Raw genomic sequence first — 16,217 nt, 5'->3', positions numbered from 1 at the left:
ATTGTGATTTTAATTTTTTTAACGCATTTGTACCTCTCTTTTATACAGGTTATAAGGCTGCAAACCTTCTTTCTGTACAATCTTTTGGCCTAAATGGGTACATGAAAATCTAATAAATCCATTGGCAATATTGAAATTACCTTCATTAATCAGGAAATAAAGTACTCTTGTAAACGGATATTCCATTGTGCGAAGTCCATCAAAATCTGCGGTATATGATTTTCCTTTCTCTACTACAGGAAGAACTTTCACCATCTCTCTCAGTTTTTCTGAAGTTTTATCATAAGGACGGCTGAAGGTATTCAATCCGATAACACCTATCTTATCAGGATATTTCCCCAATTCCTCTATAATCTTCTGATTTGCCGGTATAATTGAAAATTTCAGGTCTTTTGGCTGCTTTTTTAATTTTTCAGCAACAAAGTTCAGATTACTGGAGTTGGTTCCGTCAAAAATAAATTCTTTTTTATCAGACATCAGACCGCTGTTGATTTCTTCCATTGAAATACTCTCTTTTGGAGAATCCTTAGGCACAACAAAAACAACTGCATCAGCAGCAAATCTGGCAGGAAGAAACTTTAAATCTGTTCTTTCCTCATACGTTTTTATTTCTTCAGTACTGAGATTTCTGGACATTACCACCACTTTAGCACTTCCTTTCAAAAGATCAAGAAGTCCTAAATCTTCTTTCTTCGTTTCTACTTTGATGTGTGTTTCAGGATAGTTGATCATATAGCCTTCGGCTAATGCTTCTGTAACGCTTTGAAAAGATTCGTCAGTAAAAATTGTAAGATCACCTTTGTGATAGGAAGGAGTATTTTTCTCCTTTTTACAGCTTGCAAGCATCATGCTCAACACAAACATGAGTACAAGCCTGAAACTATTCTTCATTTCTCGATTTTTTAATTCTTGAGATCGCCCTGTAAATTCTAAAAATACCATAAACAATCAGCACCACTCCCAATGCATAAGCAACAGCAGGCTCTAAAATAGTAAAGAAGAATTTGTAGACAATCACTACAATTCCTAAAACGATATAAAACAATCCCGTAATCAGGGATAACCAATTGAACATCATGTAACAAAAATACCAAAAAAAATAAAAAGAGAAGCATATGCTTCTCTTTTTATTTATATTTTGAATAAATAAGTCTTATTCAAAGTTCATAGTAAATGGTACGCTGTAGTAAGATCTAACGCTCTCCCCATTTCTCTTCGCAGGAGTCCATTTTTTAAGTTTCTTAACTACACGCATCGCTTCACTGTTGAAGTCACCATTTGGAGATTTCTCTTCAATAGTTACATTCGAAACAGTTCCGTCTTTTTCTACAACGAACTTAAGCTTCGCTTTAAGTGTTCCTTCACCTCCTTCCATCAAAGAAGTATCAAAGTTATCACCCAGGAACTTTCTTAATGCTCCCATACCTCCAGGATATTCTGCAGACTGGTCAACATCTTTATAGATCTCGTTAGGGTTGTTCGCTTTTACTTCTACTGTACTAGCTTTAGTACCTGTAGATGGCGGTGGCGGTGGCGGCGTATAAGCCGGAGCTTTTACCCCCTCCTGATTCTGTAAACCAGTTGTTGTTTCCAACTGCTTAGAAATCGGTGGCGGTGGTGTTTCAATTTTCGGAGCTTTTACAGGCTCTGGAACCACGTTCTGAATTACCTCAATTTTTTCCTCTTCTTTTGGTGGTGGAGGTGGTGGAGGTGGTTCTTCTTCTTTAGGCTGCTCGATAATTGGATCTTCTTCGATAATATCTACCAGATCTGCCTTTACTTCCTGCTTAGGCGGAGCTGTAAGATTTTTAATCGTAAGATAGATGAACGGAGACAAAGCTGCCAAAAGGAATAATGCTGTTCCGATAATAAAAGACTTGGTTAAAAGTCTCGGATACTGATGTCTAAGATCATAGGCACCATATTCCTTGTTTCTATTTTCAAATACGATTTCGTCTAAAGTAAGATTCTGACCGTATACATTTTCATCTGCCATAGATTAGATATAACAATTTTATGGTTAAATTACTTTGTAGCAGCAGCCGGTGCAGCAGCACCTCCTACTTTTTTCTCATAAACAGCTTTTTCCCAAGGTTTGATATCAGTAACACCGTACTGCTCGCTTTTGGTAATGGCCATTTCATCAAGAATATCGACAAAGTTCTTATATACAGCATCGTCAGTTGGCTTAATGATCACGGTAAATTTCGTTTGATCTGCAGCTCTAGATTTTGCCTGCTGAATTACTTTTCTAATTCCCTCTCTATCAAGAGTAGTTTCCATAAGAGTCTGGTCATTCAAGGAAGTAGCATCCTGCTGATGCCAGAAAACTCTGTTATTTTTTCCTAATAAGATAGAAATTGAGTTAGAAAGTTTAATTTCTGTTGGAGGTGGTTTTTGTTTTTCATCTTTCGGTTTAGCCGGAAGACCCAAATCCATAACGTTCGGTTTACTGAACGTAGTTGTGAACATAAAGAAGGTAATCAATAGAAAACCCAAGTCCACCATCGGAGTCATATCGACTCTGGTACTTTGCTTCTTGGAACGGACTTTGCCGCCCTTGCCGCCTTTCTCTTGTACTTGTACTTCTGCCATTTCTATCGATATTATTCGTTAGGTTTACCTTCTTGTGATGTAATCAACCAAAATTTAAGAAAATCAATATCTCTTAAACCCTCAAATAGGCTTTTAACTTTCGGATATTCAGTTGTAACGTCACCTTTAATAGCTAACTTGTAGTCAGGGTTAACGCTCAAACTTTCTTTTACCCAATCAATTAATTGCTTATTTGTACTGTCCATAGGAATACCTGTAGGACTCTTATAATTTTTCTGCTCATCTGCAGGCATGTCCAAGTACCCTTTAAGTTGGTTCATTGGAACTCCAATTGCCTGAATTTTCTGGAAAGCTGCTTTTTGGTTGTTGTCAAAAGTAATACCGTACTTTTGTCCCATTTTATCCAAAAGAGCAAGTCTTTCTGATGCATTTTCTACTGGCTGGAAATAGAATTTTCCGTCCGGAGTAGCGTTGATAGTCATTAAACTAGCATCAGGAAGCAATTTTTCCGAAATTGAAGATGGCGGTTTGATCTGCTCCACGTCAGGTTTTTTAAACTGAGTGGTCAAGATAAAGAACGTAAGGAGTAGGAACGCAACGTCACACATTGCAGTCATGTCCGTAATTACTCCATGTCTTTTTGGTTTGACTCTCGCCATTATTATAAAATATTTTTAATTAAACTTCTTTTAATTGCTAATGCAAATATCCTGCTAATTCTTAGTTGAATTCAGCGAAAGACTGTTGGATACTCATAGAGATCTCATCGATCTTGTAAGTTAATCCGTCAATTTTAGATGTAAAGAAGTTGTAAAGGATAATAGCGATTGCTGAAGTACCAATACCTAAAGCCGTGTTGATCAAGGCTTCAGAGATACCTGTAGATAGAGCGGCAGCATCCGGAGTACCACCTCCTGAACCTAATGCGAAGAACGCCTTGATCATCCCGATTACCGTTCCAAGTAGTGCTACTAATGTTGCAACAGTACCTAAAGTAGAAAGGATCATCATGTTTTTCTCAAGCATTGGCATCTCAAGAGTAGTAGCTTCTTCGATAGCTTTGTTAAGCGCTACCATTTTCTGCTCCTTATTTAATGTAGTATCGTGAGAAAGTGCTTTGTAAGTAGTAAGACCTTCTTTTACTACGTTACCAACAGAACCTTGCTGTCTGTCACACTCTTCGATAGCTTCGTCAATTTTGTTTTGGTTTAGTAAGCTTCTTACCTGTACAACGAAGTTGTCTAAGTTTCCTTTTCCAGCTGCTTTACCAAGAACGAAATATCTTTCAAAAGAGAAAACGATTACAGTAATCATGAAAGTAATCAAGATGGGTACAATAACCCCTCCTTTGTAGATAATACCTAAAAACGATTCTGGGTGAATGTCTTTTCCTTCAACACTTGAAAAAGCTACAGAACCGTTTCCTAGTTTATCTGCATCTTTAAAGTTTCCTGGGCTACCAAGAACAAATAAATAAATACATACTCCTATAGCAAATAGAATAGGAATAATAACAGCTGGATTTAAACCTCCTGCCTTTCTAGCAACTACTTGCTCATCATTTTTTGAAACATTCATTTCCATATTTAACTAAATTATATTGTTTTAAAATTTTACAGGGTGTAAATTAAAGGCAAAATTAATTAAAATGCAAGAGTCTTAATTAAACATTTTGCTTTTTTTTGATAAAGAAATTTTAATACGATTTCGAAATAATAATTATTTTAAATTATTTTATTTATTTTTTCCAAATTTAACATTTGAATTAAAAAATCAAAAAAATAAGACACCCATTTTTTTTAATTTCCCAATGTTAATTTTTTTTTAAATTACGATATTCACAATACGGTGAGGGACTACAATGATTTTTTTAGGGGTTTTACCTTCCAAAATCTGTTGCATTTTCTCGTTCGAAATCACCAAATCTTCCACTTCCTTGGCAGATAATTGAGCTGAAAGTGAAATTTTGAACTTCATTTTACCATTTACACTTACCGGATACTCAATTTCGTCTTCAACCAGATAATCTTCATTTAATACCGGGAATTTTTCAAATTCTATCGATGTACCGTGACCTAATAAACTCCATAGTTCTTCACAGATGTGAGGAGCATACGGAGAAATGATAACGGCCAGTGGCTCTAAAATATTGCGCTTGTTGCATTTTATTTTCTGAAGCTCATTCACAGCGATCATAAAGGATGATACTGAAGTATTGAAAGAGAAGTTTTCAATATCATATACTACCTTCTTTATTAAGGTATGTAAAACTTTGTATTCTGCTTTTGTAGGTTCTTCGTCTGAAATTTCAAATACGTCTCCGTTAAAATACAGGTTCCAGAATTTTTTAAGGAAACCATATACTCCGCTTAGCCCTTGGGTATTCCAAGGCTTGGACTGTTCCAGTGGTCCTAAGAACATTTCATATAATCTTAATCCGTCTGCTCCATACTCTTCACAGATATCATCAGGATTTACTACATTGTACTTTGACTTGGACATTTTTTCTACTTCACGGTCTGTGATGTATTTTCCGTCTTCCAGAATAAATTCAGCATCGGCATAATCCGGTCTCCAAGCTTTGAAAGCTTCAGTATCCAATTCATCAGAAGTTCCTTTTAATAAAGATACGTCAACGTGAATCTGCTGAGTCTGGTAGTCTTTGGCTAAATTTTTAGATACATATTGATTTGTTCCGTCAATTCTGTATACAAATGCACTCATCCCTAAGATCATTCCCTGGTTGATCAATTTCTGGAATGGCTCATCATGGCTGATATATCCTCTGTCTTTTAAGAACATGTTCCAGAAACGGGAATATAACAAATGTCCGGTTGCATGTTCGCTCCCTCCTATATATAAATCTACCTGTCCCCAATAGTCTGAAAGATTCTTTGCACAGAATTCTCCGTCATTTTGCGGATCCATATATCTAAGGAAATACCATGAACTTCCTGCCCAGCCCGGCATTGTAGATAATTCTAACGCGAAAATAGTTTTGTCATCAATTAAATCTGTAGCTACTACTTTCTGATTAGCTTCATCCCATGCAAATTCTTTTGCATTTCCCAGTGGCGGATCTCCGTCTTCTGTAGGTAAATATTTTTCAACTTCAGGAAGTTCCAACGGTAAAGCAGAAGCAGGTAATGTACAAGGCATCCCATCCTTATAATATATAGGAACAGGTTCTCCCCAATAACGCTGTCTTGAGAAAATAGCATCACGCTGTCTGTAGTTGGTAGTTCCATGACCGATACCTTTCGTTTCGATCTCTGAAATTATTTTTGATTTTGCATCGTTATAATTCAATCCGTTCAAGAAATCAGAGTTGACACAAACGGAATCTTTAGAATCAAAAGATTTTTCCTGAACGTCTTCTTCCGTTTCTACAACTTTCTTGATTTCAAGATTAAATTTCTTAGCAAATCTATGGTCACGCTCATCGTGCGCCGGAACTGCCATTACAGCTCCTGTTCCATATCCCATCAATACATAGTCTGAAATATAGACAGGCATTTTTTCATTGCTGAACGGATTAATTGCATAACTTCCGGTGAAAGCTCCGCTCACGTTTTTCACGTCAGACATTCTGTCTCTCTCCGTCTTTTTGGAAGTTTCTTCAATATAAGTATCTACTTCTACCTTTTGAGCATCTGTAGTAATGGTTTCCACTAAAGGATTTTCCGGAGCCAATACCATAAAGGTTGCTCCAAAGATGGTGTCGGGTCTTGTGGTAAATACCTCAACGATTTCATAATGCCCTTCTACCTTGAAACGAACCTGCGCTCCCTGAGATTTCCCGATCCAGTATTCCTGGGAATCTTTCAGCGGCTGCGGCCAGTCTAATGTATTCAATCCTTGTAATAATCTTTCAGAGTACGCAGAAATTCTCATACTCCACTGCATCATTTTCTTTTGAAATACAGGGAATCCTCCTCTTTCAGATTTCCCATCCTTTACTTCATCATTGGCCAGAACAGTTCCTAATGCAGGACACCAGTTTACTGTTGTTTCCGCTCTGTAAGCAAGACGATAATTTAAAAGGATATCTTCTTTATCAATTTCGGAGGCGCTCTTCCATTCTTCTGCTGTGAAATTTAATTCGTCGTTCTGATTAGCATTTAATCCTTCTGTTCCTTTTTCTTCAAAATGGTGAATCAAAGAATCAATAGATTCTGCCTTATCCGTATTTTTATTATACCAGGAATGATACAGCTGGATAAAAATCCACTGTGTCCATTTATAATAAGAAGCGTCTGAAGTTCTTACTTCCCTGCTCCAGTCGAATGAGAACCCGATTTTTTTCAACTGCTCTTCGTATCTGTTGATATTCTGTTCTGTAGTAATAGCCGGGTGCTGCCCTGTCTGGATCGCATATTGTTCAGCTGGAAGTCCAAAGCTGTCATATCCTACCGGGTGGAGTACATTAAACCCCTGATGTCTTTTGTATCTCGCATAGATATCCGATGCAATATATCCCAGCGGGTGACCTACGTGAAGTCCTGCTCCTGATGGGTACGGGAACATATCGAGTACATAAAACTTTGGTTTGTCTGTGTTATTAGAGGTTTTATAGGTTTGATTTTCCTCCCAGTATTTCTGCCACTTTTTTTCTATCTGCTGATGATCGTAAAACACTTGATATATATGTTATATGTTAGACTGAATTATTTTTCTTTTTGACAAGATTCACAAAATTAATGATTTTAAAGTAAATAGAAATGAATTTATGATGAATTACAAATTCTATCCTCCACAAAAAAATCCCATCCGGAGATGAGATCTTTTTTATATCCTGAAGCATATACTATTATTGAGTAACTCTTTTGAAGGTATATGTTCTTGTCTGGAATATCTTAGGATCCTGAGTCTCCTCTCTTACAGCAAGATTGAGCGTTGTAGCATCCAAAGTAATAACCTTTGCATTTTGCGGTTCTACTATTCCCTGGATTTTCATCTGAACGTCTTTCCCTTCCTTATTATAAGTATAATTGAATTTGATATCTGAAAGAATAGCACACTGACCAGGTGTAGCAGTATCTCCCCAGTTCGTTTTCCCTCCTTTGGAGTCTACGCTAAACCACCATCTTGTCTGTTTCTGACAATCTGTATAAGTAATCGTGTTAGAAACCGGGTCTTCACCAACTTCTACAGTGGTAACTACTTCTTTTAACGGTTGCCATGTCCCAACAAGAGGAGCTTCCAGAACAGTATCATTGTCACTACTACAGCCTGTAGCTGCAGCAAACAAAGATAAACCTGCAAATAGTAATGCTAATTTCTTCATAGATCAATTTTTTCAAGCGCTAAAATTATAATTTTTTTGATTTATATTACTATTTTTTATGAAAAATTATTTCATCTCCCTATATTTATATATATTTAAAAATACGAAGACCTCATTTTCCCTTTATTTAACAAATAATGAATATATGAGCATCATTCATTCTATTAAAAAAGTTATTTTTGCAGGAAACAAAATACAGATGCAGGATATAACGAAAAACAATTTTGACTTTATACGTGTTCTCCTCGCCTTTATTGTCTTTCTTGGACATCTTGGCACCCTCAGCGCTTCTCCTGATCTCAAAATTTTTGAGTACAGTCCTATAGAAATTGCCGTTTTCGGGTTCTTCGCTGTGAGCGGATTTCTGATTGCAAGGAGCTATGAAAGGTCTTCAAGCCTGAAAAGTTATTTAAAAAAGAGAATCAGAAGAATTGTTCCCGCTTACTTATTGGTTATTTTTTTATGTGCAATTTTATTAAGCCTGGTAAGTACATATTCTTTCACCGAATATTTCAGCAATACACAGGTTTACAAATACCTTTTCTGGAATTCATTATTTTTAAATTTTAAAGCGCCCTGGCTTCCGGGAGTTTTTGGAAATCAGGCAGTGAACGGTGCCCTATGGACACTGAAAATAGAAATGTGCTACTATTTTGCAGTTCCTCTGTTGTTTTTGCTTTTCGGGAAGAATAATAAGTACAGAAATACCAGTTTGATTATTTTATATTTTTTATCACTTATTTATCTCAACTATTTTGAATCTTTAAATAAAATTTCACTTGCCAAACAGCTTCCAGGAACATTATCCTATTTTATCCCCGGAATGCTGATCTACTTTAATTTTGATAAATTCATCCAACATAAAAATATCATTTTCGTCATTGCTCTTGCCACGGTGTGGATTGATTTATATTTACCTATCCAGCTTTTTTCCCCAATGATGATCGGTGTTATCGTAATGTATATTGCCTATTCATTTAAATTCTTAAATAATTTCGGAAAATATGGTGATTTCACATACGGAATTTATATTTTTCACTTTCCTATCATCAGAACTTTCCAGACTTTAGGATTATTCGAAGATTACAATCCTTTTGTAATGGCTTTGGTATGCATGTTGGTGGTAGTTGCTGTAGGTGTAAGCTCCTGGCATCTTTATGAAAAAAGATTTTTATAATTTTGCAGTATAAAAAACATAAATGAAAAATCTTGTCTCTATTATTACTCCTTGCTACAATTCAGCGGAATTTATCGAGGAAACCATACAGTCTGTTCTTAACCAAACCTATGAAAACTGGGAATGGCTGGTCACAGATGATCTTTCTCAAGATAATACTGTTGAGATCATCAGAAAATATAATGATCCCAGAATAAAACTATTGGTACTGGAGAAAAACGGAGGTGCAGGAAATGCAAGAAACAAAAGTCTGGAAAGAGCACAGGGAAGATATATTGCTTTTCTGGATTCTGACGATTATTGGTATCCTGAGTATCTGGAAACGATGACGGATTATATGCAGGAGCATAAAGCAGAACTTGTTTATTGTAATTATTCAAGATGCAATGAACAGCTTGAGCCTATTCTGAAAGATTTTCTGGCGGAAAAGACAGTTACGTTCTCCAATCTGCTGAAAACATGCCGTCTTGCACCGGTTTCTACGATGTATGATACTAAAAGAGCCGGGAAATTTATGTTCCCTGTAAAAAGTAAGCGTGAAGATCATGTGATGTGGCTGAATCTTTTAAAAGTAATACCGGAAGGGATTCCTGTAAAAAAGACAATGGCAAAATACAGAATGCGTGAAAACAGTGTTTCCAGAAATAAGAAAAATATCATCAAAGATCAGTATCTTGTCTATAAAGACTTCATGGGATTCTCAACAGTAAAATCATTGTATTATACCGCTAACTGGGCACTCAACGGATTCCTGAAGTACTCGAAAATTTTTAATTAATGGAATATTCTAAAGAGTTTAAAGCTGCTCTGAGTGCTTTTTCCGGAGCAGAGAAGGATAAGCTTATTTTCAGACTTCTGAGAAAGGATAAATTATTGTCCAAAAAGCTCTACTTTGAACTGATAGATCCCGAAACTACCGATGATAAAAGAAATGCCATGGAAGAACATATAAAAGAACAGGTTCTTCTGGCTTCAAAATATGTGGGAAATGCCCAATATTTTCTGTCTGCTGTACGAAAAATAAGTGCTGAAATCACAGAACACACAAAAGTTACCACCGATAAATTCGGAGAGATTTCTCTGAATCTTTTTCTCGTTAACAAGGTATTGGAAAACAACAGTGACCTCAGCAGACAAAGGTTTGACAATGTCTACAAACTTTATATTTACATTATCAATAAAATATTTAAATCGTTGACCCTTGTTAAGAAGCTGGATGAGGATTACTGGATAGAAATTGATGAATATCTTCGTGATACTCTGGATAAAATTTTAGAAAATCATTATCTCCAAAAGCTCTGTATCAACAATGGTCTTGACTTCAACTGGTTTGAATGTGACAGGATTCCTGATAACATCGATCAGATCATGAAAGACATTAAAAGCCAGGGATTCTTAAGATAGAATTTTCTGAAGAATAATTTTGGTAGAGTCTGGTTTTTCATCTACAAATTTCCCGGCATTTTCAGACATTGCGATCAGCTCTTCCTTATTATCGTCATTGGCGAGAAATAACACAAATTCTGAGGCAGCATACTCATTCGAGAAAGATTTTCCACCATTAGCAGAGATCAGGTCATCAGCTTCCGGATTCTTTTTATAATGATTCCCAAAAATCACGGGAACACCAAAAGCAGCAGCTTCCAGAATATTATGAAGTCCCGCCTCATGAAATCCACCTCCTACAACAGCTACATCCGCATAAGAATATAGCTTCGATAATAAACCAATACTGTCTATGATCAGAATCTGAGTATTGAAAACTGATATGTGAGTATTTTGTATTTCGCTGTACAGTAAAGCATCTGGGAATATATTTTTCAGATGCTCTACTCTTTTCAGATCATGAGGTGCTATTATAAGTTTTACCGTATTATTTTTACGCGAAACCACTTCTGCTATTTTCTCTTCCGCCTGCCACGAACTTCCGAAAACAACAGCTTTATTCCCTCCGATAAATTCTGTAATATAATCTACATGATTATTTCTTTTGCGGAGCTGTTTTACCCTGTCAAACCTGGTATCACCTGTTACGGAAGACTTCGTTAATCCAACACTTTTCGCCAAAGCCAATGAAAACTGAGTCTGGTGGAAAAACCAATCTACATTTTTCTGAAGCTGTTTTACAAACCATTTTCCGTAGGAAGTAAAGAAAGACTGTCTTTCGTAAAACAATGCTGAGATCACATAGACTTTTGTCCCTTTATTCTTTAATTCTGCAAGGAGGTTGTACCAATAATCATATTTAACCGTAAAAAATAGTTCAGTATTAAACTGATCTGTAAATTCTTTTACGGCCTTTTTATTGTCGAAAGGCAAATAACAGATAACGTCAGCAATGTGTTTCTTCTTAACAACATTTTCATATCCTGATGGGGAAAAGAAGGTTACCAATATTTTGTGCTGAGGAAAATTTTCTTTAAGCCTTTCTAATACAGGTAATCCCTGCTCATATTCACCCAGACTTGCCGCATGCATCCAGATGACTTTATCTGTTTTTGAAAATACAGATTTTACTTTATCCAAAGACTGCTTTCTTCCTTCAACGCCTTTTTTAGTTTTATTATTAACCAATGCGAAGGCCTTCATTCCAAGGGTAAAGAGACTGATCAATATATTGTATAAAAAAGCCATTTTACTTATTCTTTAATTTCAATTCTGTCATGATCTGTACAAGGGTTAGATATGACTAAAAATTCGATTTCTTCAGTCGATTCATTGGAGATAAAATGCTTCGATCCCGGTTCAACAGATATAGATTCTCCCTGGCCAACCAGAAATTTTTCTCCACGAATATACAATACCGCTTCTCCTTTCAGAATGTAAAAAAACTGTTCTGCCACTTTATGATAATGAAGTTTCTCTGAAGTTCCCGCGGGCATTTTCTCCTGCTTTATGGATAAGTCTTGCGTGTTTTTAAGAATCCAGCTGTCACATTGGTTTCCCCACGTATAATGTTCTGAATTATTTTTAGAATGTATCATTTAAATAGATGAGCGATAAAGAGTAATGCAGGAGTAAATAAAATAACTGATAAAAATAGAGTTGCCAATGAAATTCTGGGTTTAGCTTTATCATCAACCGCATATCTGAACATATAGTCCTGAAGATTCAGAAAAACCACTGCCAGCAGAACAAAAAGAATTCTCAGTCCGGTTTTCATAATTAAAAACTGAGTATTCATGTTTTGATCTGTAATTTCTACAGGAAAATTTGTGTCTTCGGGATGTCTTGTTCCATAAGTGAATACAGCATACAATCCCAGAGCAATTACAGGGATCAGAAAGGCATATATTTTCCCACCAAATCCATCCGCTTTTCCTTCCATATCAAAATGGACGGGAATTCTCTCTGGCAAAGTGTTATAGTTCTTCAGAGTAAATACCCATAAGAAAGCGACCCATCCAAAATTTAAAATATCAAAAATTATATAAAGAATATTTTCCATTCCAGATGAGATTGAATGATGATTAAATTACACTTTTCAACACTCTCAATTTGTGAGTATGCTTATTCATCTCTTTATTGAAAATCCCAGTAGAATCCAGCGTGTCTATTCTCACTTTTCCTGAAGCATGGATGATCTTTTGATTCTCCAGCATAATTCCTACATGGATAATTTTTCCTTCTGCATTTTCAAAGAATGCAAGATCTCCAGGCTGTGTTTCTTCTACGAAAGTAAGCGGTTCTCCTACCTCAGCCTGCTGTGACGCATCTCTGGGTATTTTTATGTTGTGAATTTTATAAACCAATTGGGTAAATCCGGAGCAGTCTACTGCAAAAAAGCTTTTCCCTCCCCACAGATAAGGTACGTTCAGGAACTCTTTTGCTGTCAATGCAATACTTTCACGCACATCATGACTTCTTCTGGAAGCAACCACCGGAAACTCTACTTCTGATCCCATAGAAAGTAAAGTTTTCCCATCGTTCATGAGTACAGAAGAAAAATCTTCGGTTACGACAGTCACTTTTCTTTTGGCCAGCTCTTCGTCTGTTACAGGTTTAAGCTGCTTGGTATCCATCCATCCTTCATAGCCATCATAATGCATTTTTATTTTGGTCCAGTTTTTATTTACTTCCAAAATATCTGCACTTTCCCCAAACAATATTTCCGTAACAATTTCAGCTCTGTCAGAATTTTCTGCACGAACCGGCGCTACTGTAACAATACAAACTCCTTTATTCATTAATTTTCAATTTAAAGATTGAATAATTTAAAGGTTACAATACAATGTATATCTCTTTAAATGTTTAATCCTTGAATATTTCAGTTACTTTCTGCGAAGAAAGTTGACTCCATCACGCAAAGGTAAAATAAGATTTTCAAAATCTTCGTCTTTTGCTGCCAAATCATTTAATTCCTGGATAGACTGAGTAGATTTCAGCTTTGGATTTTCTTCCAGCACTTTTCCATACCACAATACATTATCAAATAAAATCACTGTTCCTGATTTTGTATGAGGTTTAATCAATCTGAAATATTCGGCATAATTTTCCTTATCGGCATCTACAAAAATCAGATCAAAAAACTCATCTGTTTCTTTTAAATATTCCTTGGCATCCTGAAGTTTAAAATCGATCTGGCCGGCATATTCGCTGGATTCAAAATATTTTTCAGGAAGATAAGCAAGATCCTCATTCACATCCAATGTGGTAATTTTTCCATCTTTTGCCAATCCTGATGCAAGACATAAAGTAGCATATCCGGTAAATGTTCCTATTTCGAGAATATTTTTCGGCTGCAGCATCTGGGAAATAATTGTCAGCAGTCTTCCCTGCTGATATCCGGAAATCATATGGGGCTGTGTGGTTTTCTGATAAGTCTCTCTTCTCAGCTTTTTCAGAATTTCGGATTCCGAAGAAGCGTGCGCCTCCAAATATCTGTCCATTTCAGGATTCTTTTCTTCAAAAAAACTCATACCATTTTAATTTAAACAAATTTAAGGATTTTAAAGCTACTTTTTTAATTCAGGAAGAAGATACAAAAAAAGAGAGAAATGAATCCCTCTTACATGCATCTGCCATCACTTTAAAAAGTTATTATAAGGCTACACAATATTGTCCTCTTGAAGCACAAACCCATCCCGGGCAGCAGTCAGTGGTTCTTTGACAGATTATCTGAGGATTGCAGTCCAGGACAGCACCTTGTACATTTTTCATAGCTTCTCTTGAGATCTTTTTTAAATTTTTCATAATGATTTTAGTTTAGTATTAATTTCCTACTCTTTAGATTTTCGGATACCTCTTTTATTATTTCCCAATACAGAGATTTAAATATACATATTCTTTTATTAATCAACCCATTATACATTAATAAATTATTTATAAAATGTATTAAAATTTCCATATCAGTGAAAACCCCATATAAAATACCGTGAAAACACGGATGTTATTTTTGTTGTATTAGTTATAAGTTTGTAATAAAAATAAGGGGTAAAAACACTAAGAGAAAACAAGATGATTGCAGGAGAGACACAAACTAACCATGAGAATCACAAAAAAGTTGTACTGAAAAGTAGAACTGATGCTTCTGCAGCAAAAAGTAAGACAGAAATATCCACTTCATTTTTGCAACGAATTATTTCGCTCCTGAAAAAGGAAGAATTAATTTGATTAAGAATAGATCCCGGCCACCTTCGGGATTTATTTTTGTTTTAAACTGTGGAATTTTATTTCCATCATCCCAACATCCATTCAACAGAACTTACTAAGTTCATTCTACAAGTCTTTTATCAGAACTCATCTTTATAAGCCTGCCAAACCGGCTTCAAATATTCATGAGCAGCTAGTACTCTTCAGAAATTCTCACTAAAATTCCTTCCTGAAAAGTCAAAACCCTCATAAAAAACAGGAAAAACACCTGTATTTAAGTGCCCATATGCCTCTACCTTTGAGATAAGTTTTCCAACCATGAAACATTCAAAACAAGGAGGAACCCGAAAATCCTAAAAAGAGTAGGGATATTTTAAAAACAGCAGCATGAAAACAAAGACTTTATTATTAATTGGAGCAATAGTGGGACTTGTTATGATATTTTCCCAGCTAAAACCTCAGGAAATGTCTTTTTATAAAGAAAAAGGCAATTACATTGTAGACAACAATTACCTCCTTAAAGAGGTCAAAAAAATTTCGGATGAAGACATGAAAAATTTATTAAGCCTTCAGAAAATTCATCAGAACAGTTTGGGCACCAATTTCATTGTATACAAAATCAACAGGCAGTATATAATCCGCGGATGTTTAATGAAAGCTAATATCGACTGGAAAAAATATGGTGATCTGAGAGCAAAAGTAGAGGGCATCCTGAAAAAATATGGTGCTAAAGAGCTTGGAACAGATTATTATGCGATTCAAAATAACCAGGTTGCGACCAATGCAGCTTTACTAAGCCAGAAAGATATCGCCTCTTTAAGCAGATTAACGATTAAAGGTGCAGAAGAATATACCATCTGCCCGCCCACGATGGGAAGAAAGAATCTTACCAATGTGATTATAAAATCTTACAAAGTTAATACAGCTATTGATCCCAGAATCAATGTAAAACTGAATAATGTATTGGTGAATTACAAATAAACTCAAAGGCTGTTTTTAGTCTTAAGACAGCCTTTTAAAATTTTCATGCCATGAAAAGAAAGCTACAGTTATCCGGAATTTTCATTATTCTTCTAATAGTCTTCACTATTGGTCTGAAAGGAACATTTGATGGCTATTACGGTTTCTACTATGAAAACAAAAAGTATGACAAGCCTTTGGTTTATGCGATGTCAGAAAATATTGCCCAGTTAAAGCCTGTCAATATATTTACATCATATACAGGTTTTGATACAGGATATGGCTTCTATGCCCCCAATGTTGCCAGTGATTTTGTAATGAGTTTTGAATTACAAGACAAGAATGGAAAAATTTTGGAACAAAAGACACTTCCATATTTTAAAAACAAGGAAAGCAGAGTAAGATTTACTACTGTCTTCAATATGTTTCTAGATAAAATTTCCAGTAAAAATATATACGACAAAAAATATTATCAGTATCTGGATATTATTATCAGACAGATCGCTGAACATGTGATGACAGAGAATTCAAAAGCGGTGAGCGTTACCACAAAACTTTATCTGTATGACTACCCTTCAATTACTGATTTCAAAAAGGGAAAAACGAATGAAAATTTAATTCTTATTGACGAATTTAAACATTAAA

Annotated in this window: 19 protein-coding genes; 5 read left to right on the top strand and 14 right to left on the bottom strand. The window is 35.5% G+C overall.

Annotated elements, in window-relative coordinates:
- Positions 1-18: 18 nt before the first annotated feature.
- The 8 genes from EK417_RS04115 to EK417_RS04080 form a co-directional block, all read right to left on the bottom strand.
- Positions 19-891 carry a PstS family phosphate ABC transporter substrate-binding protein gene (locus EK417_RS04115; protein ID WP_136521404.1) on the bottom strand — a complete coding sequence of 291 codons (873 nt, stop codon included), beginning with the start codon at positions 889-891 and terminating at the stop codon, positions 19-21.
- Positions 881-1,078 carry a DUF308 domain-containing protein gene (locus EK417_RS04110; protein ID WP_181446066.1) on the bottom strand — a complete coding sequence of 66 codons (198 nt, stop codon included), beginning with the start codon at positions 1,076-1,078 and terminating at the stop codon, positions 881-883. The genes EK417_RS04115 and EK417_RS04110 overlap by 11 nt, the downstream gene beginning before the upstream one ends.
- A gap of 75 nt (positions 1,079-1,153) precedes the next feature.
- Positions 1,154-1,996 (bottom strand): energy transducer TonB, encoded by an 843-nt coding sequence (locus EK417_RS04105; RefSeq protein ID WP_062675757.1) that lies wholly within the window; start codon positions 1,994-1,996, stop codon positions 1,154-1,156.
- A 29-nt stretch (positions 1,997-2,025) separates the two neighbouring features.
- On the bottom strand, positions 2,026-2,595 hold the full coding sequence (locus tag EK417_RS04100) for an ExbD/TolR family protein (RefSeq protein ID WP_076594931.1): 570 nt from the start codon (positions 2,593-2,595) through the stop codon (positions 2,026-2,028).
- 11 nt (positions 2,596-2,606) lie between these two features.
- The gene (locus tag EK417_RS04095; protein ID WP_076594930.1) at positions 2,607-3,215 is read right to left on the bottom strand and encodes an ExbD/TolR family protein; all 609 of its coding nucleotides are present in this window, start codon (positions 3,213-3,215) and stop codon (positions 2,607-2,609) included.
- 61 nt (positions 3,216-3,276) lie between these two features.
- Complete coding sequence (locus tag EK417_RS04090; protein ID WP_136521403.1) at positions 3,277-4,140, bottom strand: MotA/TolQ/ExbB proton channel family protein; 864 nt, start codon at positions 4,138-4,140, stop codon at positions 3,277-3,279.
- 240 nt (positions 4,141-4,380) lie between these two features.
- Positions 4,381-7,194: a leucine--tRNA ligase gene (gene leuS, locus EK417_RS04085; protein ID WP_136521402.1), complete on the bottom strand. Its 2,814-nt coding sequence runs from the start codon at positions 7,192-7,194 to the stop codon at positions 4,381-4,383.
- 172 nt (positions 7,195-7,366) lie between these two features.
- The gene (locus tag EK417_RS04080) at positions 7,367-7,843 is read right to left on the bottom strand and encodes a lipocalin-like domain-containing protein (protein WP_034693028.1); all 477 of its coding nucleotides are present in this window, start codon (positions 7,841-7,843) and stop codon (positions 7,367-7,369) included.
- Between the two features lie 145 nt (positions 7,844-7,988).
- Between EK417_RS04080 and EK417_RS04075 the strand changes: the two genes are divergently transcribed.
- Genes EK417_RS04075 through EK417_RS04065 form a run of 3 tightly spaced genes read left to right on the top strand, consistent with a single transcriptional unit; the run spans position 7,989 to position 10,424 of the window.
- Complete coding sequence (locus tag EK417_RS04075) at positions 7,989-9,020, top strand: acyltransferase family protein (RefSeq protein ID WP_168801924.1); 1,032 nt, start codon at positions 7,989-7,991, stop codon at positions 9,018-9,020.
- A 22-nt stretch (positions 9,021-9,042) separates the two neighbouring features.
- Entirely contained in the window at positions 9,043-9,798 is a 756-nt protein-coding gene (locus EK417_RS04070; RefSeq protein WP_136521401.1) for a glycosyltransferase family 2 protein, read from the top strand.
- The gene (locus EK417_RS04065; protein WP_076594926.1) at positions 9,798-10,424 is read left to right on the top strand and encodes a deoxyuridine 5'-triphosphate nucleotidohydrolase; all 627 of its coding nucleotides are present in this window, start codon (positions 9,798-9,800) and stop codon (positions 10,422-10,424) included. The genes EK417_RS04070 and EK417_RS04065 overlap by 1 nt, the downstream gene beginning before the upstream one ends.
- Here EK417_RS04065 and EK417_RS04060 read toward each other — a convergent pair.
- The 6 genes from EK417_RS04060 to EK417_RS04035 all read right to left on the bottom strand — a co-directional run bounded on the left by EK417_RS04060 (position 10,416) and on the right by EK417_RS04035 (position 14,213).
- Positions 10,416-11,654 (bottom strand): 3-deoxy-D-manno-octulosonic acid transferase, encoded by a 1,239-nt coding sequence (locus EK417_RS04060; RefSeq protein WP_136521400.1) that lies wholly within the window; start codon positions 11,652-11,654, stop codon positions 10,416-10,418. The genes EK417_RS04065 and EK417_RS04060 overlap by 9 nt on opposite strands.
- A gap of 5 nt (positions 11,655-11,659) precedes the next feature.
- A complete protein-coding gene (locus tag EK417_RS04055) occupies positions 11,660-12,004 on the bottom strand; it encodes a cupin domain-containing protein (RefSeq protein WP_136521399.1) in 345 nt (114 codons plus the stop codon).
- The gene (locus EK417_RS04050) at positions 12,001-12,468 is read right to left on the bottom strand and encodes a DUF1648 domain-containing protein (RefSeq protein WP_136521398.1); all 468 of its coding nucleotides are present in this window, start codon (positions 12,466-12,468) and stop codon (positions 12,001-12,003) included. Before EK417_RS04050 ends, EK417_RS04055 begins: the two co-directional genes overlap by 4 nt.
- A gap of 22 nt (positions 12,469-12,490) precedes the next feature.
- Positions 12,491-13,207: a C40 family peptidase gene (locus EK417_RS04045; RefSeq protein WP_076594922.1), complete on the bottom strand. Its 717-nt coding sequence runs from the start codon at positions 13,205-13,207 to the stop codon at positions 12,491-12,493.
- A gap of 84 nt (positions 13,208-13,291) precedes the next feature.
- Positions 13,292-13,939: an O-methyltransferase gene (locus tag EK417_RS04040; RefSeq protein WP_110368150.1), complete on the bottom strand. Its 648-nt coding sequence runs from the start codon at positions 13,937-13,939 to the stop codon at positions 13,292-13,294.
- 121 nt (positions 13,940-14,060) lie between these two features.
- Positions 14,061-14,213, bottom strand: a complete 153-nt coding sequence (locus EK417_RS04035) for a CCPGW family putative bacteriocin (RefSeq protein ID WP_136521397.1) — start codon at positions 14,211-14,213, stop codon at positions 14,061-14,063.
- Between the two features lie 786 nt (positions 14,214-14,999).
- On the opposite strand from EK417_RS04035, the gene EK417_RS04030 reads away from it, so the two are divergent.
- The gene (locus tag EK417_RS04030) at positions 15,000-15,593 is read left to right on the top strand and encodes a hypothetical protein (RefSeq protein ID WP_136521396.1); all 594 of its coding nucleotides are present in this window, start codon (positions 15,000-15,002) and stop codon (positions 15,591-15,593) included.
- Positions 15,594-15,643: 50 nt separating this feature from the next.
- The gene (locus EK417_RS04025; protein WP_136521395.1) at positions 15,644-16,216 is read left to right on the top strand and encodes a hypothetical protein; all 573 of its coding nucleotides are present in this window, start codon (positions 15,644-15,646) and stop codon (positions 16,214-16,216) included.
- The last annotated feature ends 1 nt before the right edge of the window (position 16,217 follow it).

It is taken from the genome of Chryseobacterium candidae, assembly GCF_004916905.1.
Classification (GTDB): Bacteria; Bacteroidota; Bacteroidia; order Flavobacteriales; family Weeksellaceae; genus Chryseobacterium; species Chryseobacterium candidae.
Note: the sequence above shows the minus strand (reverse complement) of the source record. Positions and strands in the feature narration are given on the sequence as shown.

Coding starts and splice junctions, on each gene's coding strand:
- EK417_RS04115 (WP_136521404.1), bottom strand. CDS start 891: ATGAAGAATAGTTTCAGGCTTGTACTCATGTTTGTGTTGAGCATGATG.
- EK417_RS04045 (WP_076594922.1), bottom strand. CDS start 13,207: ATGAATAAAGGAGTTTGTATTGTTACAGTAGCGCCGGTTCGTGCAGAA.
- EK417_RS04095 (WP_076594930.1), bottom strand. CDS start 3,215: ATGGCGAGAGTCAAACCAAAAAGACATGGAGTAATTACGGACATGACT.
- EK417_RS04025 (WP_136521395.1), top strand. CDS start 15,644: ATGAAAAGAAAGCTACAGTTATCCGGAATTTTCATTATTCTTCTAATA.
- EK417_RS04065 (WP_076594926.1), top strand. CDS start 9,798: ATGGAATATTCTAAAGAGTTTAAAGCTGCTCTGAGTGCTTTTTCCGGA.
- EK417_RS04105 (WP_062675757.1), bottom strand. CDS start 1,996: ATGGCAGATGAAAATGTATACGGTCAGAATCTTACTTTAGACGAAATC.
- EK417_RS04055 (WP_136521399.1), bottom strand. CDS start 12,004: ATGATACATTCTAAAAATAATTCAGAACATTATACGTGGGGAAACCAA.
- EK417_RS04075 (WP_168801924.1), top strand. CDS start 7,989: ATGAGCATCATTCATTCTATTAAAAAAGTTATTTTTGCAGGAAACAAA.
- EK417_RS04060 (WP_136521400.1), bottom strand. CDS start 11,654: ATGGCTTTTTTATACAATATATTGATCAGTCTCTTTACCCTTGGAATG.
- EK417_RS04080 (WP_034693028.1), bottom strand. CDS start 7,843: ATGAAGAAATTAGCATTACTATTTGCAGGTTTATCTTTGTTTGCTGCA.
- EK417_RS04070 (WP_136521401.1), top strand. CDS start 9,043: ATGAAAAATCTTGTCTCTATTATTACTCCTTGCTACAATTCAGCGGAA.
- EK417_RS04100 (WP_076594931.1), bottom strand. CDS start 2,595: ATGGCAGAAGTACAAGTACAAGAGAAAGGCGGCAAGGGCGGCAAAGTC.
- EK417_RS04090 (WP_136521403.1), bottom strand. CDS start 4,140: ATGGAAATGAATGTTTCAAAAAATGATGAGCAAGTAGTTGCTAGAAAG.
- EK417_RS04030 (WP_136521396.1), top strand. CDS start 15,000: ATGAAAACAAAGACTTTATTATTAATTGGAGCAATAGTGGGACTTGTT.
- EK417_RS04035 (WP_136521397.1), bottom strand. CDS start 14,213: ATGAAAAATTTAAAAAAGATCTCAAGAGAAGCTATGAAAAATGTACAA.
- EK417_RS04050 (WP_136521398.1), bottom strand. CDS start 12,468: ATGGAAAATATTCTTTATATAATTTTTGATATTTTAAATTTTGGATGG.
- EK417_RS04110 (WP_181446066.1), bottom strand. CDS start 1,078: ATGATGTTCAATTGGTTATCCCTGATTACGGGATTGTTTTATATCGTT.
- EK417_RS04040 (WP_110368150.1), bottom strand. CDS start 13,939: ATGAGTTTTTTTGAAGAAAAGAATCCTGAAATGGACAGATATTTGGAG.